Consider the following 22451-nt stretch of genomic DNA (forward strand, 5'->3'; position numbering starts at 1 on the left):
ATTAATATTTTGAAAATGATTTATACAAAACGAATTCTTTTGAGTGTTTTAGCAGCTGCCTCATTTCTGGGCGGCGTAGCTGGATGCTCAAAAAGTGAAAAGGCAGATAGCAGTAATCCTGCACCTGCACCTCCTCCAACAAATAACACTCCGGTAAAAGCTGATGTGGCATTTTGGCTTACCAATGCTGATAAATCTGTACTGTTCAAAAAGCAAAATGCCAGTTTAGTATTTACCACACCTAATGCCCAGTATGCAACCATTGAGGTGGATACCACAACCGCTTATCAAACTATAGACGGCTTCGGGTATACCTTAACAGGTGGTAGCGCCACATTAATTAACGGGCTGCCAGCCGATCAAAAAGATGCATTATTGCAGGAACTGTTTAAGTCAGACAGTACGCATATTGGTGTCAGCTATCTGCGTATCAGTATCGGTGCTTCTGACCTTAGCGATGCCACATTTACGTATGATGAAGTTGCAGACGGACAAACGGATGCCAGCCTGAACAGTTTTAGCATCAATAGAGAAAAGACGGACCTGATTCCTATCTTAAAAAAGATAATCAGTATTGCGCCTAACATCAAAATTTTAGGTTCGCCCTGGACAGCACCTACCTGGATGAAAACAAACCGAAGCTTTAAAGGCGGAAGTTTGAAGCCCGAGTATTACGCTGTATATGCCAACTACCTGGTCAAATATATTCAGGCCATGAAAGCCGAAGGTATTAACATTGACGCTATCACCCCGCAAAACGAACCATTGAATGGCGACAATAACCCAAGCATGGTGATGCAGGCCGGTGAGCAAGCCGTTTTTATTCGCGATAATCTTGGTCCGGCATTTAGGTCGGCTAATGTTAATACCAAGATTATTACTTACGACCACAATGCCGATCGTCCCGAGTATCCTATTGAAGTACTGAATGATGCACAGGCCAGAGGCTTTGTTGATGGTTCTGCCTTCCATCTTTACGGCGGTGATATCAGCGCACTTAATATTGTGCATAACCGGTATCCTGATAAAAATATTTACTTTACAGAACAATGGGTAGGTGGCCCCGGCAATTTTTCGGGCGATTTGCAATGGCATGTCGAAAATCTTATCATCGGCGCACCACGTAACTGGAGCCGTAATGTGTTGGAATGGAATCTGGCTGCCGATCAAAACTACCGGCCATATACCAATGGCGGTTGCAGTACCTGCCTGGGTGCATTAACCATCAGCGGCTATAACGTAACCCGCAATGTATCTTACTACATTATTGCGCATGCCTCCAAGTTTGTAAGGCCCGGGTCGGTACGTATCGCATCTAATGTGCCTGCAAATCTGCCCAACGTGGCATTTAAAAACCCGGATGGCAAAAAGGTTCTGGTGGTATTAAACAAATCAACCAGTCCCGAAACATTTAATATCAAATTTAACGGTAAGGCAACTACGGTTACTATCAATAACGGAGCCGTGGCAACTTTTATATGGTAAATAATAATCCAATGAAGCATTCTTTAATATCGTGTTTGCTACTTGTTGCAGCCACAGCGGCTACAGCGCAAACCAAAAAAAACAGTCAAAAACCGGCGCTTAAAATTGGTAACCATGTTTCGGTATATGTAACAGCTAAAGGTACTGATCAGCGTATTGCACCCACCCAAACGCTTACACTGGCTGCAAGGTCGCAGCCTTTGGAAACAGAGGTATTGGTAACGGTGGACCCTCTGAAAACCTTCCAAACCATGATTGGGATAGGTGGTGCTTTAACGGATGCCGCAGCCGAAACCTTTTACAAGCTGCCTGCCAGTGAGCAAAAGGCCTTTTTAACCGCCTATTACGACAAAGAAAAAGGTATTGGCTACACTTTTGCCCGCACCAGCATACAAAGTTGTGATTTCTCGAGCGACTCGTACACTTACATAGCCGATCATGATACTGAGTTAAAAACTTTCAGCGTAGCTCATGATAAGAAATACCGTATTCCATTCATTAAAGCGGCCCAAAAAGCGGCTGGCGGTAAGCTTGATTTATATGTGAGCCCATGGAGCCCGCCGGCCTGGATGAAAGATAATAACGATATGCTGCACGGTGGCAGATTAAAACCTGAATACCGCCAGGTATGGGCTAACTTTTTTGCCCGGTTCATCAAAACTTATGAAAAAGAGGGTATGCCTATTTGGGGGCTAACGGTACAAAATGAGCCAATGGCCAAGCAGACATGGGAATCCTGCTTATATACGGCCGAAGAGGAGCGCGACTTTGTAAAGCAATTTCTTGGTCCAACTCTGCGCAAAGAGGGTTTGGGTAGTAAAAAACTTATTGTTTTTGATCATAACCGCGATTTGCTTTACCAATATGCCAGCACTATACTTAATGATGCGCAGGCTGCGCAGTACGTATGGGGCGTAGGCTTCCACTGGTACGAAACCTGGACGGGCGGCGGTATGCAGTTTGAAAGCACCCGGCTGGTACATGAAGCTTATCCCGACAAAAACCTGGTATTTACCGAAGGCTGTATCGAAAAATTTGATATGGATAAGATAAACGATTGGGCACTGGGCGAGCGTTACGGCACCTCGATGATAAACGACTTTAACAGCGGTACTGTAGCTTGGACCGATTGGAACGTGCTTTTAGATGAAAAAGGCGGACCTAACCATGTGGGTAACTTTTGCTTTGCACCGGTACATGCCGATACGCAAAAAGGTAAACTCATTTTCACTAATGAGTACTACTACATCGGGCACTTTTCTAAATTTATTAAGCCGGGCGCCAAACGTATTGTAAGTTCTGCCAGCCGCGATAAGCTGTTAACCACGGCTTACCTTAATCCGGATGGTAAAATTGCTGTTGTGGTTATGAACCCAACCGATAAAGAGATCCCTTACAATTTAATCATGCAAAACAAAGGCGCAGCAGTAACCAGTTTGCCGCATTCTATTGCTACCCTTTTAATTAATTAAGCATGATGGGTAAATTTAAAATAGGTGTAACAGCCGGTTTAGCAATGTTGGCGCTGCTAAGTGCTCATGCGCAAAACAAAGGTACTGCCGAACTTTGGTTAACAAATGCCGATAAATCTGCTTTGTTTGAAAAGCAATCGCAAACCTTAAAATTTGAAAAATCAAACAATCCGGACTCTACTATTGAAGTTAACTCCAAAATGGCTTATCAGTCTATTGACGGATTTGGCTTTTGCCTGACAGGAGGGAGCGCTCAGCTGATGATGAAGATGAGTGCCGCCAAACGGGCCGATTTAATTAAAGAGTTGTTCTCAGCCATTGATAAAAACATTGGTGTTAGTTACCTACGGGTAAGCGTAGGTGCATCCGACTTAAACGAGTTCGTTTTTTCGTACGATGATTTACCCGGCGGCGAAACGGACATGAGCCTGGCAAAGTTCAATTTAGGACAGGACAAGAAAGACGTAGTACCGGTGCTAAAAGAAATATTGGCCGTTAATCCCAAAATCAAGATAATGGCTTCGCCGTGGTCGGCTCCGGCATGGATGAAAACCATTAATGACACGCGGGGCGGCAGTTTAAAACCTGATTGTTTTGATGTATATGCCCATTATTTGGTTAAATACATTCAAGCCATGAAAGCTGAAGGTATTACCATTGATGCCCTGACCGTACAAAACGAACCTTTGCATCCGGGTAATAATCCTAGTATGTTGATGCTGGCGCCCGATCAGGCAAATTTTGTAAAAAATAATTTAGGTCCGGCTTTTAAGAAGGCAGGTATCAAAACCAAAATTATTGTTTACGATCATAATTGCGATAAGCCCGAATACCCGTTAACTATTTTAAACGACCCGGCCGCTAAAAAGTATGTAGATGGCTCTGCCTTTCACTTTTATGCCGGTAAGATAGAAGCCTTGTCACAAGTGCACGATGCACATCCCGACCGCAATTTGTACTTTACCGAACAATGGATGGGAGCACCGGGCAACTTTGAACGTGATGTTAAAGAGCATATCACCAACCTAACCATTGGTGCTACCCGTAACTGGAGTCGTATTGTGTTGGAATGGAACCTGGCCGCCGACCCAAACAGTAATCCGCATACTGATCGTGGCGGCTGTACGTCTTGCCTGGGTGGCATCACTATTAATCAGGATGACATTATCCGTAACCCTGCTTATTATGTAGTAGCGCATGCCTCTAAATTTGTAAAACCTGGTTCGGTTCGTGTGGCATCCAACGTATTAACTGCATTGCCGAATGTGGCTTTCAAAACGCCAGATAATAAACTGGTACTGATTGTAATTAACAACAGCGCTGATGTGCAAAAATTTAACATCGGTTACCAGGGCCAAAAAGCCAGTGCCCAATTGAATGCAGGTTCAGTAGGTACCTATGTTTGGCAATAACCGGTACTAAAAATTTGATTAAACCTATTTATGATTTTCAATAAAGCATTTACCAAATATGCGTTTGCATTAGCTGCTGTTTTTAGTTTAACAGCAGCTAATGCTGTTTATAGCCAAGGCTTTTTAAAAGCCAGCGGGCGTTTAATTACTGATGCCAAAGGCAACAAAGTTATTTTACGAGGCATGGGTTTAGGCGGCTGGATGCTGCAGGAAGGCTACATGTTTCGGGTGAGTAACATTGGGCAGCAGTATAAAATCCAGGCTCGCATAGCCGAAGTGGCGGGTGACGAGTATGCCAACCGTTTTTATGAAAAATGGCTGGCTAACCATACGCGTAAAATTGATATCGACTCTATGGCAGCATGGGGTTTTAACTCTATCAGGCTGCCTATGCATTATGCATTGTACACCCTGCCTGTAGAAAAAGAACCCGTTGCGGGGCAAAATACCTGGCTCGAAAAAGGTTTTGCTTTAACCGATAGCTTATTGCAATGGTGTAAAGCAAACCATATGTACCTGATATTAGACCTGCACGCAGCACCCGGCGGACAAGGCAATGATTTAGCTATATCTGACCGGGATCCTGATAAACCATCATTATGGGAGAGTGCTGCCAATCAGCAAAAGATGATTGCTTTGTGGAAAAAGCTGGCTCAGCGTTATGCCAATGAGCCTTATATTGGCGGATACGATATTATAAATGAGCCTAACTGGGGCTTTGAAAAAGCTGATGATAAGCGCGGAACGGAAGAAACTAAAAATGCACCATTACGCCAGCTAATGGTAGATATAACCAAAGCTATCCGCGAAGTGGATAAAAACCATATCATCATCATTGAAGGAAATGGTTTTGGTAATAATTACCGTGGCATCTTCCCGCTGTGGGATCAAAACATGGTATTGAGTTTTCACAAGTATGGTAACTTTAATAACCAAGGAACTATTCAGAATTTCCTGGACATGAGTGAGCAACATAACGTGCCGCTTTGGATGGGCGAATCGGGCGAAAACTCCAACACCTGGTTTACTGAGGCTATCCAGATGGCTGAAAGCCATAACATTGGCTGGTCTTGGTGGCAGGAAAAGAAAATAGGCATTAATAATCCGCTGGAAATTAAACTAACGCCTGCTTATCAAAAACTAGTCGACTATTGGAGCGGCAAAGGCGCTAAACCATCACAAAGCGATGCTATTGCCGCACTGGATGAGCTTTTGAACAACGTAAAACTGGAAAATACAATTTACCACAAAGATGTAACCGACGCTATGTTTAGGCAGGTGCGCACATCTGCAACAGCGCCTTTTAAAAAGCATGATATCGGCAGTAACACCACTATCAATGCAGTAGATTATGATTTGGGCAGACAACGCTTTGCCTATATGGATAACGATACGGCCAGCTACCATTATACCCCCGGCGTAAATACGATAGGCAACCGCGGTTATGCCTATCGCAATGATGGGGTAGATATCCGGGCCGATAACAATGGCTACCACATTTTTAATATAGAAGACGGAGAATGGTTAGAGTATACGGTAAATGTTAAAACCAAAGGAATGTATGCTGTTAAATTAGTGGTATCTTCAGACACTGCGGTTAATGGCCGTGTTGCCTTAAGCGTGATAAATCAAAAGCCGGTTACCGGAGGAACGGTTGCTATACCATCAAACAGTACAAAAGGTTGGCAAACAACAACGTTGCAGCCATTGCTACTTTCAAAAGGAAAAGTAGTTTTGCGTTTGTATGTTCAGGAAGGCGGCTTTAATTTAAAATCTATCCAATTGATCAAAAATAAATAAGTCGGCCTTTAAACCATATAAGAATTCTATGTCACTTAAACCATTATTAACCATTGCCATGCTGGCTATCGGCGCGCAGCTTTTAGCTCAGTATAAACAACCAGCCCCGGATGTTATAGACAAAAAGGTAGAGGCCCTGTTGTCACAAATGACGCTGGAAGAAAAGATTGGTCAGCTGAACCAATACACCAGCGACCGGCTGGCCACTGGACCACTTACGCCAAACAGTGCCAAATACCAGGAGATTAAGGATGGCAAAGTAGGTTCGATGCTGAATATTCGCGGCGCTAAAGAAACCCGCATGATACAGGAAATGGCCATGCAATCACGCCTTAAAATTCCGCTGCTGTTTGGTTTGGATGTGATACACGGCTACCGTGTAACCTTTCCTATCCCATTAGCGGAGGCGGCCAGTTGGGACATGAATGCCATCGAATCATCAGCCCGTGTAGCCGCTACAGAATCGGCAGCTTCGGGTATACATTGGACATTTGCGCCAATGGTAGATATTGCACGCGACCCTCGCTGGGGCCGTGTAATGGAAGGTGCCGGTGAGGACACCTACTTAGGTTCGCTTATTGCTCGGGCACGGGTTAGGGGTTTCCAAGGCAAAGGCTTGGGTAATTTGGATGCCGTTATGGCCTGTGTAAAGCACTTTGCAGCTTACGGCGCAGCCTTGGCTGGTCGTGATTACAACTCGGTAGATATGAGCGACCGTCAGCTGTGGGAAATCTATTTGCCTCCCTTTAAGGCCGCTGCCGACGAAGGTGCTGCTACCTTTATGAATTCATTTAACGACTTGAATGGCATACCGGCTACCGGCAATGCTTACCTGCAACGGGATATCTTGAAAGGTAAATGGAATTTTAAAGGTTTTGTGGTGAGTGATTGGGGATCAATCAGCGAAATGATTGCCCATGGTTTTGCTAAAGACAATACCGATGCCGCACGCCTGGCTATGCTGGCGGGCAGTGATATGGATATGGAAGGTCATGCCTACATCAACGGCCTGGCTGGTTTGGTGCGCGATAAAAAAGTTGATGTAGCGCTGATTGATGATGCCGTTAGACGTGTGCTGCACAAAAAATTTGAAATGGGGTTGTTTGATGACCCTTACCGGTTTAGCAATGAAGGTCGCGAAAAAAAGGTGCTGAACTCTGTCGCGAACAGAAAAACTGCCCGCGAGGTAGCTGAGAAGAGTATAGTGCTTTTGAAGAATGATAACCAGTTGCTGCCACTTTCTAAATCGGCCAAAACTATTGCTGTGATTGGTCCGCTGGGTAAATCAAGTACCGATATGAAAGGATTTTGGTCGGTTGATTGGGAAAATGATCACTTAGTATCACTGTTTGAAGGTTTGCAAAACAAAGTGGGTAAACAAACACAATTGTTATATAGCCAGGGCTGCGCTATAAAGGATTCATCGCGCAATGGCTTTGCCGACGCGGTAGCCACCGCCCAAAAGGCAGATGTAGTGGTTATGGCCGTAGGCGAGGCATTTGATATGAGTGGCGAGGCCAAAAGCCGTTCTAATATTCATTTACCCGGCGTGCAGGAAGAGCTGATTAAAGCTGTACAAGCTACCGGCAAGCCGGTAGTGGTGCTGGTAATGGGCGGGCGCCCGCTGATTTTCAATTGGACGGCCGACCACGCCAACGCCATTTTATACACATGGTGGCTAGGTAGTGAGGCGGGCAACGCTATAGCCGACGTGTTGTTTGGCGATTACAACCCTGCTGGTAAACTACCCATGTCGTTCCCACGGGCCGAGGGGCAAATACCTGTATTTTATAATGCCAAAAGTACCGGTCGTCCATCTCCTGATGGTATGCCGGCACCTTATCGTTCTACATACTTGGATTTACCCAACACACCGCGTTATGCCTTTGGCTATGGTTTAAGCTACACCAGCTTTGCATTCAGCGATTTAAAACTAAGCAAATCCACGATGCAGGCCAATGAAACAATTGAGATAAGCTTTACGCTTAAAAATACCGGCCGTTATACCGGCGAAGAAGTGGCCCAGTTATATTTGCAGGATGTGACAGCCAGTATTACCCGTCCGGTTAAAGAACTAAAAGATTTCCAAAAAGTATTACTAAAACCTGGTGAAAGCAAAACCATCACATTTACCGTAAATAAAGACAAGCTTTCATTTTATGATCAAAAAATGAACTGGACAGCCGAGCCAGGCGAATTTAAGCTGATGATCGGTAATTCATCCGATCATATCTTGCTACAGGATAAATTTGAGCTGTTTAATTAATGATGATCAATTTTTATAAGATCAGCAAGTAGAAAAAAGCAAAAAGGCCTTCAAATATTATTTGAAGGCCTATTTTGCTTTTAATAGTTTAGTCAGCAGTGTCTAACATTGAAACATTTATAATGCTAAAAGTATTTGAAAGATGGATTGCAGTTATGAACAAATGCATCTAAAATATACAAAAATAAACAGGATAATATGTCACAGTTTACATTTGCTGTATGAGCATGAAGAATATCAGCCAACATATTAAAGTAACCGTTGATGCCATTGTGTTTGGTTATAACCGCGAGCAAGGCATTTCCGTATTGCTGATTAAGCGTAAAATTGAGCCATTTCTAAATCAATGGGCCTTGCCGGGTGGTTTTGTTCATGACGAAGAAACACTGGAAGACGCCGTGGAGCGCGAGTTAATGGAAGAGGCCGGCATATCCATCAACTATCTGGAACAGTTGTTTACTTTTGGCAACCCTCATCGCGATCCACGTTCTCGTATCATCTCTGTAGCCTATTTTGGCTTGGTCAAATCTAGTGATTTTAGTCTGTTTGCTTCTACTGATGCGGCTGAAGCGCAATGGTTTAATATTTATGAGTTACCGCAGTTGGCTTTTGACCATGCCAGCATTGTAGAAATTGCCATTCAACGCCTGCGAGCGAAAATAACTTATGAGCCTATTGGCTTTGAATTGCTTGATCGTAGATTCCTTTTTTCAGATTTAGAGCAGCTTTATATGAAGTTGCTCGGCCATGATATAGATCGTCGTAATTTTAAACGTAAAGTAATGTCATTGGGCTTAGTGGTTGAAACCAATGAGAAAGCGCCGGCCATGGCTGCAGGAAGACCGGGAAAGCTTTATTCGTTTGATAAAGAGAAATATCAGCAGCTTAAAGTGAAAGGGTTTGATTTAGATAATCTGATATAAGATGACAAAGTAACATCCAAATTTATTTTGCGTCAAAAAAACACAAAATAAATTTGGATGTTATATTTACAACACAGTATATTTGTGTCATTATAACGCAAATTGATATGAAAACATTAAATCTTTCTACCGGATTCAAGCCCATCACTACTGAGGCAGGCGAATTAGAAAGCCAAAGCTTTGTATTTAGCGGTGGCGAAGTTCATATTAAACTAAGTGAAGTTGCCGAAGAAGTACTTATCACTACCCGTCTCAACAATTCCGACGATGTAATGAAACTGCTGCTGGCTGTTGATGCTTTACGCAGAAGCGGCACTAAAAGTATCACTGCATTGATACCATACTTGCCTTATGCCCGCCAGGATAGGGTAATGGTAGCCGGCGAGCCGCTATCTATCAAAGTAATGTGCAATCTGCTTAACAGCTGTGCATTCGAAAAGGTATACGTATTCGATGTGCACTCCGAGGTGTCACTTGCACTGCTAGACAATGTGGAGCTAATTACCAACAATACCTTGGTTGGTAAAGTGCTGCAAGACCACCAAGATGCGCTGTTGGTATCCCCGGACGCTGGTGCGCTAAAGAAAATTTACAAAGTGGCTCAGGCTGTAGGATATACCAATGATATTGTGCTATGCAACAAAGTGCGCGACGTAAGTAACGGAAAGATCAAACAGATCACCGTTGACCAGCATGATTTAGGTGGCAAAAATTGTTTTGTAATTGACGACATCTGCGATGGTGGCGCAACATTCATCGGTGTTGCTAAGGAGTTGAAACAGCGCAATGCCGGCAAAGTGAGCCTGATTGTTTCTCATGGTATCTTTTCGCATGGCGAATTTGAACTAGCCGAGTGGCTGGATCATATTTATACAACTGATTCTATCCGTGACGAAGCTTCATCACTCATTACTCGCATACCATTAGCTGAATTAATACAATTTTAATTATACCTCTACCAAATTTAAATATCATGAAAAATATCCTTTTGCAAACCGACGTTTATAAAATGGGCCACATGGAGCAATATGCTCCTGGTTGTAATAAAGTATATTCTTACCTCACCGCACGCAACGAAAAAACTTTTCCCGAAACTGTATTTTTTGGCTTGCAGTACTATATCAAAAAATATTTAACTCAACCCATTACACCAGAAATGGGCGAAGAGTTTTTAAACTACCGTAAGCTTATTTTAGGTAGCAATTCACCCGAAATTGAAGCAAAAATAAGAGAGTTATGCCAGCTGGGCTACTTGCCTATAGAAATTAAAGCAGTAAAAGAAGGCACAATTATGCCGATTAAAAACGTGCTGATTACCATAACCAACACGCACCCTGATTTTTTCTGGGTGGTTGGTTTTATGGAAAGCTTGCTGCTTAAACTGTGGTATACCATTACTGTGGCCACTTGCAGCTATCAGTACCGCAAGGTAGTAAATCGTTTTTTCGAAGCTACTGATGACGATGCTTTGCAAGCCCTAAAAGATTTTCAGGTACATGATTTTGGTTACCGTGGCGACTCATCCGAAGAAGGTGCAGCTATTAGCGGTGTAGCCCACTTGTTATCGTTTTTAGGTAGTGATGACGTGCCTGCCTTGCCTTGTGCCGTCGAGTTTTATAACGCTGATGTAAACGGTGAGCCCATTATGCTTTCTGTACCCGCCAGCGAGCACAGCGTGATGTGTTCCTTTGGCAGGGAAGATGAGATTGAAGCTTTTCAGCACATGATCGACCTATATCCAAGTGGAATTGTTTCCATTGTGTCTGACACGTTCGACGTATACAAAGTACTCACCGACTTTGCCGAACGACTGAAACCTGCCATTTTGCAGCGCGACGGCAAAGTGGTATTCCGTCCGGATAGCGGTAACCCCGAAAATATTATTTGCGGCAACCCGGATGCCGAAACCGGCAGCGATGAATGGAAAGGTGCCATTCGTTTACTGGATGAAAAATTCGGTTCATCCATAAATACCAAAGGCTATAAAGTACTCAATCCTAAAGTGGGACTGATTTATGGCGACGGCATGTACATGGAACGCTATATCCGCACCTTGGAGCGATTACAAAAAATGGGCTATGCGGCCAGTAACCTGGTGATTGGCGTAGGCGGTATTCTGCGGAATCACAGCCGCGATACTTTAGGATTTGCTATTAAAGCCACTTACGTGGAAGTTAACGGCGAACCCCGCGAAATAGAGAAAGACCCTATTACCGACCACAAAAAGAAATCGCACAAAGGCTTGCTGGCATTGGTGAAAAACGAACAAGGCTATCAAACCCTCGACCGTTGCAGCCCAGAGCAAGAGGGCAATTCGCTGCTTAAAACTGTTTTTAAAGATGGTAAACTGGTTAAGGAAACCAGCTTAGCCGATATTCGCCAGTGGTTAAAAGAGCAGGAAGCACAAGTTGAAAGCAAAGTATTAGTTTAATGAGCACTGATAAAAGTAATTGAGATGGAAATTTCCTTAAACGCCTGTCAAAGTTTATTACTTGGCGTAGCGGTAGGTGATGCACTGGGCGTACCTGTAGAATTTAAGCAGAGAGCCTATTTGAAACAACATCCGGTTACCAGCATGACTGGGTACGGTACGCACCATCAACCTGCTGGTACTTTTTCAGACGATGCGTCCCTGACATTTTGTTTAGCCGAAAGCATAGCATCCAGCTTTGATTTAAAACAGGTAGCCCGAAATTTTATCAATTGGCGCAACCATAATTACTGGACGGCTACTGGTGAAGTTTTCGATGTGGGCATTACCACCCAACGTGCAATTGATAGCCTGGTGCAGGGAGCATCCCCCGAGTTAGCTGGCGATGAAGGCGAGAATGCAAACGGCAATGGCTCGCTAATGCGTATCCTGCCTTTAATCGTGTACATAAAAGATAAGCCGGTTACAGAAAGGTTCGAAATCATCAAACAGGTCTCGTCGGTAACGCACAGGCACATACGGGCCGTGATTGCTTGTTTCTACTATCTGGAATTTGCGCTGGAACTGTTGCAGGGGAAGCCAAAATTGGAAGCTTATTTAAGCTTGCAAAAAACTTTTCCAGACACGCTAAGGAAATTATCTGTACCCCAAAACGAAATCTCAATTTTCATCCGCCTGCTGGTAGACCGGATAGATATGATTGACGAAGATCAGATATACAGCAGCGGCTACGTGCTGCACACGTTAGAGGCCAGCATCTGGTGCTTACTTACTACTAACACTTATACTGAAGCTGTTTTAAAAGCTGTGAACCTGGGCGAAGACACAGATACAACGGCTGCAGTTACCGGTGGCCTGGCCGGATTACTTTACGGATTTGATAGTATACCGCAAAATTGGTTGCTGACCCTGGCAAGAAGAGATGATATCGAAGACCTTGCTTTAAGACTTTTCAATCAATCACATTCTGGCGGGGCACGGGCTTAACGAAAAAATATACCAGTATTATTATGGAAACGCAACAGATCATTAACCAGATACTATTTGCTAACCAGGCTGAAGATGTATTCAGCATCAGCAGCTTCAAAAAAGAATATGCCAGGCTGATAAAGTTATTGCACCCCGATGTTTGCCATCTGCCGCGTGCTGGCGAAGCGGTAGCCATGATGAATCAGTTTCGCGACGAAATGTACAAATACTGGCATGGTGAAGATGATGCAGGCAAATTCGTGCGAAATGAGGAAGACGAGGTAACATTTCAAGGCGATCCTGATCTGCTATACCGGTCTTATGAAAACTATCAGCGGCTAATGAGTATTAACGATGATACCGCCAATCACTTCAAAAAGTATCTTCCTAAAAGCATGAACTTTTCAGGGCGTGAATTGATAGTTAATAGCGAACATCCGATGCTGCCTTTAACGCATCTGATTTTCCCTCATCAACATACTAACTGGATACTCAGCCGTATTTTTGAATTTATAACTTGGTTGCATCAAATAGGTTACTGTCATTTAGGGATCAATCCGGAATCTATATTTATTGTGCCCCAAACACATGGCATTATCTGTACCTCATTTTATCATCTAACCCGTTTAAACACAAAGCCTGAGAGCCTGTCGGGCCGATACTTAAACTGGTATCCTGCCATTGTTTTCGATCAAAAAAAAGCCATTCAATACGTTGACATGAGTCTGGCTCAGCGTACTGCTTTATATATGTTGGGCGATAAATCGGGCAATGGAGTCGTCCTTAAAAAGAACATAAACCCGCAGCTGATAGATTTTTTAATTACCCCGCATTACGATAGCTATCAAACCTACCAGGAGTTTAGGCAGTTGTTATTGCAATTATTCGGAAAACCTCAGTTTCACCCTTTAAATATTTAATGTTATGGGATATACCAATTGGTCTGATGATGCTTACAGTCATCTGAAAGGCACTCGTGCTGGTGCCAGTGTGAATGATATTTTTGCTAACAACAAAGCAGGCATGGCCCCGGCTGATATGCTGCCTAACGGCGTACACTTTCGAGAAAGCCGAGATTCAAGCGTTCACCCCGAATCGTTATCTATTATGGTAATGCTGGATGTGACCGGCAGTATGGGCCGCATTCCCGAGGTGCTGGTACGCGAAAAGTTGGGAGCATTGATGAATACCCTGATTGATCACGGCGTTGCGCATCCCCAAATATTGTTTGGCGGTATCGGCGACCATATTACCGACCACTATCCATTGCAAGTTGGCCAGTTTGAAAGCGGTACCGAAGAATTAGACAAATGGTTAACCGGCCTGTACCTGGAAGGTGGCGGTGGTGGGCAGAAGCGGGAATCCTACCTGTTGGCCTGGCTTTTCGGTGCCCGGCATACCAGCTGCGATTGTTTTGAGAAGCGTGGGCAGAAAGGTTTTTTGTTTACCATTGGCGATGAGGCTAACTGGGATCAACTGGACAGCGCACGAATGAAAGCTTTAATGGGATATACCGAAGCACAAGATGTAAGTGACAGGCAGCTTTTAGAAGAAGTGCAGCGCAGTTATCATGTATTCCACATTCACATCAACGAAGCTTCGTATAAGAACGACCCGGAGGTGATAGGCTACTGGAAAGATATGCTTGGCGAACGGCTAATTATATTGGAAGATTATAATGCGATAGCTGAAACTATAGCCACAACGGTTGCCGTGATACATGGCGTAGATATGCACGATATTCTAAAATCTTTTGATAATAAAACAGCAAACACAGTAGGTAATGCCCTGATGAAAATTAACACCTCAGTTGCAAAGCAGCCGACAAAAGCAGGTGGTTGGCTGTCGGGCATATTTAAATTATGAGCAGGAAAGCAAGCATTGTAGTTGGCCTGGGTTACGGCGACGAGGGGAAAGGACTGGCTACAGATTATCTTTGCAGCCAGTCTGCCCGTCCGTTGGTCATCCGCTTCAACGGTGGGCAACAGGCGGGTCATACCGTTTGCATGCCCGATGGCCGCCGGCATGTGTTTTCCAGCTTTGGTGCAGGTACCTTACGTGGGGCGGCCACTTACTGGTCGGCCTATTGCACATTCTCGTTGCCTGCAATGCTAAACGAATATCGCGCTTTGAGCCAGATCGGTGCCATGCCGCAGTTGTACTTAGACCGGCACTGCGCTGTAACTACGCACTATGATGTGTTATATAACCGCTTGCAGGAGCAGCAACGCGGAAATGCCCGGCATGGTAGCTGTGGCATGGGCTTTGGCAACACCATACAACGGCATGAAGCCGGAACGCAGCTTACCGTTCAGGATTTGCTAAAGCCAGAGCAGTGTGTGCAAAAGCTCATTTTTATCCGCAATTACTATAAAGCTAAGTCACAAGCCGAACTTCAATTGGACTTTAGCGAATTTGAGCATGAACCTGAAGATGCAAGGTTTATGAACTATATAGAAACGTTCGGTACACTGCTTAACCAATATTTTTATATTACGGATGAAGAAACTATTTTGCAAAGTAAGCAGTGGGAAACTTTTGTTTTTGAAGGTGCACAGGGTATATTGCTAGATATGGATTTTGGCAGATTTCCACATGTAACCCGCAGCTATACCACCTCCAGAAATGCTTTAGAAATCATTAACCGGCATAAAAACCTGTTCTCAGCGTGCGAGCTATATTACATAAGCCGGGCTTACCATACCCGCCATGGTGAAGGGCCGTTTAACAGTGCAGCTTATGCACTGCAGTTAACCAATAATCAACAGGAAACTAACGTAGTTAATGAGCATCAGGGGAACTTTCGCGTTGGTCCGCTGGACTTGGATCAAGTAAGATATGCATTGCAGGTAGAAAATACAATCAGCAAAGGTTTGCCCAAAAACTTAATTCTTACTTGTTTTGATCAGCTTGATGAAACTCATTTGCCTTGCCTGGACGATAATGTACTAACAATAACTGATTCGTATAAGTTGCCTCTCCTCATTGGGTATCCATTTGAGCGAGTGTTAAATAGTAGAGGACCTCATGCAGACTGTATAACAACTTGAAATGCTCTGTTAAGTCATCCACTTGCTGCCGCTTCTTAGGCTAACTAGTTATATGTTTTACCTGATTATAGAAACGGACAGAACATAAGCTTACCCCAAACACCGCTTTAAAGCAATATTTTTAAGCTTTATTAATCGGAGTTCATCAATTTTCAATTTAATTAACCATAGTTGATTTCAAGTGTACAGAACAATCAGAAGCCCCAATTAACAATTGAGTGTTAAATGGGGCTTCTGATTGTTTTTATGTTATAATAATCAATCTGCTTTAACTTTCTCAGTGCTACTGTAGGCTGTTAAAGCAGGTTTGTACATACACTGCAATGTTGCCGGTCCGCTGGTAAATTCACCGTCATGAGCCACAATCAGTTCATAGGTAATCTCTGAAATACCTCTTGGTATAGCTTCTGCAAAAAGGTCTAAACCGGTATCTCTTATGGATTGATAATAACCAAGGCCACCGCTATAATGATAGCCACTTTTGGTTTCTTTTGGCTCAAAGGCTGCTGCTCTTGGATCATTGATATGAACAAAAGTCAGCCTCGAAGCTGTTTCAACGCTTAGCTTCACCTGAACTTTATCGCCGGCTTTCAATATTGTGTTAGATGTAAACGGTACCCAGCCTTTATCATTATTGTAAACATAAAATTGCTTACTTACTTTAATTGCTTTGTTGAGCGTATCCAACTTAATTGGTTCTGCAAAATAATACCAGGTTAATGCGCCGTTTACATCAGTCTCGGCCGTATGTAAGGAAATATTTTGCGGCAATTCTTTTACCGGAGTAAAAGCCACGGGTTGCCCGTCTAGTAATCCATCCGAAACAGATAGCCGCTGCCCTGCAAGTTGGGCCGAAAAGACTTTTACTTTGCCTAAAGTTTCACCTTTTTCTTTTTGCAGCATATCAATGGCTGCTGCAGTAGCTTTAGTAGTTTGCCAATGCTCTTCGGATTTAGTTGCCAGCAACCATTTAAGTATGCCTGGTTGTACTTCTTTATGTAACCCGCTAAGTTCAAAGGCTTCGGCAAGTAACGCCATTGTCTCTTCGGCCGAACTGTTCATTTCTTCAGCATCGGCAATATCTTTCCAGCGCAAACCGTTCGGTTCATCTACTATAGCCTGCTGCCTGATATCATCGAGTTGCCGGCGTGCCTTTTGATTTAAACTATACCCTGTAGCCGTGTACTTTAACGTGTTAATAATTAACAATGCTTGTTGCGCTAAATCAACGGTGTTTATTTTCTGAAATCGGGTAGTAAGCACTTGATTTACTTTTTGTAACTGCTGGTCTGATAAAGGATAATCCTTATTCCAATAAGACATGGCATAAAGCTGAAACAGATTGCTGTAAGAATCCAGCGCAGAGGTGCTTAATAAATTTTGATGATATCTGTATAATCGCTCAATAAATGCATTGTGTAGTTTAACTCGTCGAGCAGCGGGATGCCATCCCATTTGTTTTAACTGACCAAAACCGGCAAGAATATAAGCGGATATGTATGCATTGCTTTCGCCGCCTTCAAACCAGGTTAACCCTCCATCTGGTTGTTGTAGTTGGTAAAGTTTATCTAGGTGCTTGTCAATAGTAACTTTGCTTACATTGGTATCCAGCAAATGGAAAAGTTGTTTTTGTTGGTGTGCTGTATGCCTGCTCATAGCCAGCCAAGGCATGGTTTCGTCGGCTAGTTCATCTGGTAGCTGTTCGCGATTGGTGTCCTCTTTTTGTATAAAAGCGGAAGCTTTGTTGAACGCGCTTTGGGCAGCTGTGTCTTTTTGCATTAGCCTTAAAGCAGTAACCTGTGCCCTTAGCTTATTAAATATTTGTTCTGCACAGTTATATGAATAATTGGCCAGCCAGGGCAAAGCGTAAATCAGCGAAGCCTGGGGTTTTTGAGCAATAGAGATGCTTAAGCCCTGCAGGGTAGCATCAGCAGGTAGCTTAATGGGTGATATGGTTACAGCAGGTTGATTTTCAAAATGCACTGGCTGACTTTGTCTGACGAAGATGCGTTTTGAGAGTACCGGCAAAATATGTTCTTCTGCATCAGCCGCATTGCCACTTACGGCACTAATTACAACTTTAAGCGGATTGGTTTGCTGTGCCGGCACCTGTAACATAAAAGAAACGGCTCCCGAACTCTTTCTGTTCAGGTTAAAAGATTGCCAAGTCTGATTTGTCATTACAGCAGTAATATCTTCTCCGGTTACAGCATCTTCTATTTTACAAGTTACTTTTCCTTGTATGGCCATGGTATCCAGATTGCTTATCCGGCTTTGTAATTTAATTTTGTCACCTTGGTATAATAAGCGCGGCATATGCGGCTGAACCATTAAGTTCAATTGCGTCTGCAGTTTTTTCTCTAAGTATGCAAATTGCGATTTACGGGTATGAGCCAGCATTTTCCAGTTCCACTCTGTAGCGGTTTCGGGCATGGTAAAACTGAAGGTATAGAAGCCGTCTTTATCTGCGTGTACCTGTGGATAGAAGAAGGCCGTTTCATTGAAATTTTTTCTCACTTTAACTACCGGCTCCTCGTTACCGGGCAATACAATGGGGCCTTTTGTGCTGATAATCAACACGCCCTGAGCGGCTCTTGAGCCATACAACGCCGATGCGTCGGCTCCTTTTAAAATTAAGGCCTGCGTAATTGCCGAAGCATTGATACTATTTAAATCTCCATTAAACACTTCGCCATCCAAAATAATCAAAGGCTGCTTATAATCCTGTATTGTACTTGCTCCGCGTAGTGTTACCAGGCTTGCCGTACTTGCCGTTAGCTCTCTCAGTTGTACAGTTCCGTAACCTAACACCACTACTTCATTTAATCCGCTGGCACTGGTTATACTCAGGCCGGGCACGCGTCCTCTTAATTCTGAGTAAAGCATGTCTGTTGGAGGCACTCCAATATCACGTAGGGTTACCCGTTCTGTTTCTTCGGTATAATTACCTGCTCTTTTTGTGGTAGTAAGTGCGTAGCCCCAATAGGTGTTTAAATAATGGTTAGCATCTGCTGTATTGGGTAAGTTCCATCGATGCTCCTCTAGTTTGTCTAAAGATGCATCATATAGAGTAGTCATTAATTCGGCAGCCACATTATTATTTTGGGTTTTAATGGATATCTTAAAAGTCTCTTGTGCACCGGGTGCCATCACTTTCCGGTATTTTTCTACAATAATATCCGGAGCCAAACCACTTACGCTGGTAACATACACGGTTTTCTCATGCTTGTAAATATGGTTATTGCTTACGGTAATGCGGTTAAGAACCAATTGGCCGGTTGCATGATCAGGTATTTGATACTTCCACAACCTAACGCCGGGCATTTCTGTTACAGTCTGATAAATGTTTTTGACCGTTTTTTTGCGCTTACCATCCACATATAGTATCTGGTAAATTGTATAATTCTTTTTTCGGCCTGAGCTATACCAGGTTAGCACATCGCCCGGCTTTGCTGTGTTAAATAGTAAGTAATCAATATCGTCAACAGGGGTATCGCCAGTTTTACTGTCGAACACATTAAAATTATAACTTAATTGCCCAATAGTTCTGTTATTATCGTTCTGCGTTGTAGCCACCAATTGGTAGAAGCCTGTTGTTACTTTCTCTTTGCGAAGCAAAAGCTTTTCGTACGCAGCCGTATTTATGATGGTATCCAAAACAAGAACTTTTTTCTGTTTTACTGCTGGTGACGTAGCTTTGTCCGGAAACCATGTATTCCATTCAGCTTCTTTAAAATACCACTGATCAACCTCCTTATTTGGATGTTTATCGGCGTCAGGGTTGTTGGTTTTATACAATTTTACATTCACTTTTCGTCCTGCCTCGCCTTCAAAATCAGCCGAAGTATTGACACTTAAAATAGGAATCGCCTGCCTGTCATAGGTTTTACTTAAAGGAATATTGATTTTTACCGGACGGGATGAAATATTTACCGACTCATTAATTTCAGTGCTTTCGCCTGTTGCATCAACTGCTGTAGCATTAATGTTATAATCGTAGTTCCATACTTTAGTATCTGTTAGTCTGGTTTTAGCTAAAATGGTGTCGTTTACGGCCATAGACAGTTCTCCTTTTTCATCTGTGTAGCCTGTTTGGCGTAATAACTGCATGGTGATATATTTGCTGGCATAATTAACAGATTCAGTATTTGTGGAGGGAATGCTGCCGCTTCTGTTAAGGGTGTAAGTGATAGGAATATTGCCAAGATCAGCTCCGCTAAATGAGCGAAGTTTTAATTTGATAATAAAAGGTTCGCCTGGCAGCAGCATTTTCTTTTGCTTTTCCATGCTAAGCTCAATGGTGGGCCTTTTGTATTCTTCCACACTAAATTCACCACTGTTCTGATAATCAGTACCAAGGCTTCCGTCTATACGCCAGTTCCCGGTAGCAGCCGTTTTAGGAATTATAAAAGAGCCTGCAAAACTGCCGAACTCGTTTATCTTTAACGCTGTTGAATCAATCTTTTTCCTAAAAGGGTCATTGAGTGTAATTTTGTTGTTAGCATAAGTCAGTTTATTCTTAAGCCAGTTTTTCAAAACGGTACTTCCCACGTTCTCGCTGTTAAACAGAATTCGGTTGCCGGTATTTGAATCATTTGTTAAAAAAATAATTTTATAATGTACGGTTTGTCCTGGCCGGTAAATGCTGCGGTCGGTAAAAATTTCCATTTTGAGCTTATCGTCATAAAACTCGGCCAGGTCGTCATAATCAACTTTATTATATACATCATCACGCAAATCATTATTCCGGATGGAAAATTGATAGCCTGTAGTGTCACCATTATAAGTTATGTTAAGGCTGTCTGCCACACCATCTGCAATGTTTATATAGCCTCGTTTATCAATGTTTTTTAGTGCTACAGCATTAATAGCAGTCCCTTTTTTAAATGCCCTGATACGTGCCCCGCTTAGCGGAAAACCTGTTTTCTTGTCCAGGATGAATATTTTTTCGTCCGTATTAACGGCTGTAATTGAAGTAACCTCAAAAGCCAGATTATTAAGATCATACCCATCTACTTTTATGGGTAGGTAATTGAACAAAAGCCGGTAATGGCCGCTGGGCAAAGCAGGCAGCTTTAAGTATGTTGCATGGCTGTTATGATCCGTAGGCAATGGCAATGCGAAGTTGCCTTGTGCCAATGGCTGCCGGTTCAATAACTGTGCTGTGGCATGAACGCGCCCGTTCCCGGAATGCTCATCTGCACCTATACGAATAATGCGGTAAAATAGTGAGTCTGTATTTTTGTAAATAACTCTGATTGGAATGGCATCTCCTGGCAAATGCTGGTTTTCCATTTCAATACGAACGCCTGCTGACCTGATTTGCTGAACCATCAAATTAAGTACCTTGTTGAACACGGGATACTGGTACATTAAATTTTTATGCAGTTCATACAACTGTAAAGCTTTTGCAGGGTAGAATTGGTATTGCGGGTCAAACTTTGAAGAGGGAAGGTAATAGTTATAACGGTCGCCAAAACGGGCATATTTGTTGCCTTCTTCATTAAAAATAAGGCAAAGCTGATAAACGGCATGAGCTTTAGCTAACGAATATGGTGACGCAATGCATTGTTGTAAATACCTAACATAAGCTTGCCTTATTACCGAATCGGAAGGGACAGATAAATAGATGTATTTACGGGTAAGAGATTCGATAAAAGAATACGTTTCTGGCTCAGATTTATGAGACAAAAGCCAGCTGTGATAAGCAACCAGTACATCGGTTTTATTTTTAGGGTAAAGTGCAAGGCTATCCAACTTATTTAAGAAACCGGCCGATGACAATGATAGCCAGCCTTGAAAATTCTTGCTTCCCTCGTCGTTGAGATGCCTCTTAAGCTCCAATAAATTTATCCGTTCGGATAAGACAATGTCCTGAAACGAAGGACTGAACAAGAAAACTTCGGGGTTAGAGGATAGCCATAAAAGCTTATCGCCGCTTGCTTTAAAATCGGGTGATTTAAGCGCTACATGCAGGTTTGCATCTATGATACTATCCCGTTGCTTACGATCCATGGCTGCATAATCGGGCTTTAGTGATTTTATGCGATAAGCAGCCTCATTAAATCTGCGCGGCCGGCTATCAAACCGGCCGATCCGCTGCGCACGCATCAAATACAAGATGGATTTAAGTTCAGGCCAAGTTGCTTTGTTTTCTAACAATGTATCTATAACTGCGCTGTTACGGAAATATAAAGTATCTTCTGTACGCAGGTCGCGTATCTTCATCAAATCATAAAGGCTGCGGGCTAAACTGATATAGTTATGAGATTGAATAGACTGCCTTTTTACAGCTTCTAATTGTTGCTCAACTTGTAATAATTGGCTTTTTTCTCGAATACTTTTTTCCAATAATTGGAAGCTGTGTTTATTTAAAAATTTTGGATCACCCTGGCCGAAGCCGGTTAAAGAATAAAGGGTAAGAAAAAAAGTAAGAACGCAAGAGAACGAACTAATACTTAGAAATCTCATGATACAAGGTTTAGATTGTCAATTTAGTTTTATATCAATGATGCATATGCCAGCACATTTCCATAAAACTTTTTATAAATATTTATGCTTCATCAATTACCGTATTGCAATATCATCATAATAGCTATTAAAAGTGGACGAAGATTTATAAAGGCATGCAGATGCAATTTTT

The 22451-nt window shown here is 42.9% G+C and carries 13 protein-coding genes; 12 read left to right on the forward strand and 1 reads right to left on the reverse strand.

Annotated features, from left to right (window positions below):
* Positions 1-15 precede the first annotated feature (15 nt).
* The 12 genes from GPM24_RS20350 to GPM24_RS20405 all read left to right on the forward strand — a co-directional run bounded on the left by GPM24_RS20350 (position 16) and on the right by GPM24_RS20405 (position 15808).
* A complete protein-coding gene (locus GPM24_RS20350; protein WP_158829257.1) occupies positions 16-1485 on the forward strand; it encodes a glycoside hydrolase family 30 protein in 1470 nt (489 codons plus the stop codon).
* A gap of 11 nt (positions 1486-1496) precedes the next feature.
* Positions 1497-2957 carry a glycoside hydrolase family 30 protein gene (locus GPM24_RS20355; protein WP_158829259.1) on the forward strand — a complete coding sequence of 487 codons (1461 nt, stop codon included), beginning with the start codon at positions 1497-1499 and terminating at the stop codon, positions 2955-2957.
* Between the two features lie 2 nt (positions 2958-2959).
* The gene (locus GPM24_RS20360) at positions 2960-4369 is read left to right on the forward strand and encodes a glycoside hydrolase family 30 protein (protein WP_158829261.1); all 1410 of its coding nucleotides are present in this window, start codon (positions 2960-2962) and stop codon (positions 4367-4369) included.
* Between the two features lie 30 nt (positions 4370-4399).
* The gene (locus GPM24_RS20365) at positions 4400-6169 is read left to right on the forward strand and encodes a cellulase family glycosylhydrolase (protein ID WP_158829263.1); all 1770 of its coding nucleotides are present in this window, start codon (positions 4400-4402) and stop codon (positions 6167-6169) included.
* 28 nt (positions 6170-6197) lie between these two features.
* Complete coding sequence (locus tag GPM24_RS20370) at positions 6198-8435, forward strand: glycoside hydrolase family 3 N-terminal domain-containing protein (protein ID WP_199269818.1); 2238 nt, start codon at positions 6198-6200, stop codon at positions 8433-8435.
* Positions 8436-8656: 221 nt separating this feature from the next.
* Positions 8657-9358, forward strand: a complete 702-nt coding sequence (locus GPM24_RS20375) for an NUDIX hydrolase (protein ID WP_199269819.1) — start codon at positions 8657-8659, stop codon at positions 9356-9358.
* A gap of 107 nt (positions 9359-9465) precedes the next feature.
* Complete coding sequence (prs, locus tag GPM24_RS20380; protein ID WP_158829265.1) at positions 9466-10305, forward strand: ribose-phosphate diphosphokinase; 840 nt, start codon at positions 9466-9468, stop codon at positions 10303-10305.
* Between the two features lie 26 nt (positions 10306-10331).
* Positions 10332-11789 (forward strand): nicotinate phosphoribosyltransferase, encoded by a 1458-nt coding sequence (locus tag GPM24_RS20385; RefSeq protein ID WP_158829267.1) that lies wholly within the window; start codon positions 10332-10334, stop codon positions 11787-11789.
* Positions 11790-11813: 24 nt separating this feature from the next.
* Complete coding sequence (locus GPM24_RS20390; protein WP_158829269.1) at positions 11814-12776, forward strand: ADP-ribosylglycohydrolase family protein; 963 nt, start codon at positions 11814-11816, stop codon at positions 12774-12776.
* Between the two features lie 23 nt (positions 12777-12799).
* On the forward strand, positions 12800-13678 hold the full coding sequence (locus GPM24_RS20395; RefSeq protein WP_158829271.1) for a hypothetical protein: 879 nt from the start codon (positions 12800-12802) through the stop codon (positions 13676-13678).
* Between the two features lie 4 nt (positions 13679-13682).
* Positions 13683-14624, forward strand: a complete 942-nt coding sequence (locus GPM24_RS20400) for a hypothetical protein (protein WP_158829273.1) — start codon at positions 13683-13685, stop codon at positions 14622-14624.
* Complete coding sequence (locus GPM24_RS20405; RefSeq protein WP_158829275.1) at positions 14621-15808, forward strand: adenylosuccinate synthetase; 1188 nt, start codon at positions 14621-14623, stop codon at positions 15806-15808. The genes GPM24_RS20400 and GPM24_RS20405 overlap by 4 nt, the downstream gene beginning before the upstream one ends.
* A 258-nt stretch (positions 15809-16066) precedes the next feature.
* On the opposite strand, the gene GPM24_RS20410 is transcribed toward GPM24_RS20405, so the two are convergent.
* Positions 16067-22279: an alpha-2-macroglobulin family protein gene (locus GPM24_RS20410; RefSeq protein ID WP_158829277.1), complete on the reverse strand. Its 6213-nt coding sequence runs from the start codon at positions 22277-22279 to the stop codon at positions 16067-16069.
* Positions 22280-22451 lie beyond the last annotated feature (172 nt).

Origin of the sequence: Mucilaginibacter lacusdianchii, assembly GCF_009770985.1 — a bacterium.
Lineage (GTDB): Bacteria > Bacteroidota > Bacteroidia > Sphingobacteriales > Sphingobacteriaceae > Mucilaginibacter > Mucilaginibacter lacusdianchii.

Excerpts from the sequence above, each read along its gene's own strand:
- GPM24_RS20365 (WP_158829263.1), top strand. The coding sequence starts at position 4,400 with ATGATTTTCAATAAAGCATTTACCAAATATGCGTTTGCATTAGCTGCT.
- GPM24_RS20355 (WP_158829259.1), top strand. The coding sequence starts at position 1,497 with ATGAAGCATTCTTTAATATCGTGTTTGCTACTTGTTGCAGCCACAGCG.
- GPM24_RS20360 (WP_158829261.1), top strand. The coding sequence starts at position 2,960 with ATGATGGGTAAATTTAAAATAGGTGTAACAGCCGGTTTAGCAATGTTG.
- GPM24_RS20390 (WP_158829269.1), top strand. The coding sequence starts at position 11,814 with ATGGAAATTTCCTTAAACGCCTGTCAAAGTTTATTACTTGGCGTAGCG.
- GPM24_RS20375 (WP_199269819.1), top strand. The coding sequence starts at position 8,657 with ATGAGCATGAAGAATATCAGCCAACATATTAAAGTAACCGTTGATGCC.
- GPM24_RS20410 (WP_158829277.1), bottom strand. The coding sequence starts at position 22,279 with ATGAGATTTCTAAGTATTAGTTCGTTCTCTTGCGTTCTTACTTTTTTT.
- GPM24_RS20370 (WP_199269818.1), top strand. The coding sequence starts at position 6,198 with ATGTCACTTAAACCATTATTAACCATTGCCATGCTGGCTATCGGCGCG.
- GPM24_RS20400 (WP_158829273.1), top strand. The coding sequence starts at position 13,683 with ATGGGATATACCAATTGGTCTGATGATGCTTACAGTCATCTGAAAGGC.
- GPM24_RS20395 (WP_158829271.1), top strand. The coding sequence starts at position 12,800 with ATGGAAACGCAACAGATCATTAACCAGATACTATTTGCTAACCAGGCT.
- GPM24_RS20350 (WP_158829257.1), top strand. The coding sequence starts at position 16 with ATGATTTATACAAAACGAATTCTTTTGAGTGTTTTAGCAGCTGCCTCA.
- prs (WP_158829265.1), top strand. The coding sequence starts at position 9,466 with ATGAAAACATTAAATCTTTCTACCGGATTCAAGCCCATCACTACTGAG.
- GPM24_RS20405 (WP_158829275.1), top strand. The coding sequence starts at position 14,621 with ATGAGCAGGAAAGCAAGCATTGTAGTTGGCCTGGGTTACGGCGACGAG.
- GPM24_RS20385 (WP_158829267.1), top strand. The coding sequence starts at position 10,332 with ATGAAAAATATCCTTTTGCAAACCGACGTTTATAAAATGGGCCACATG.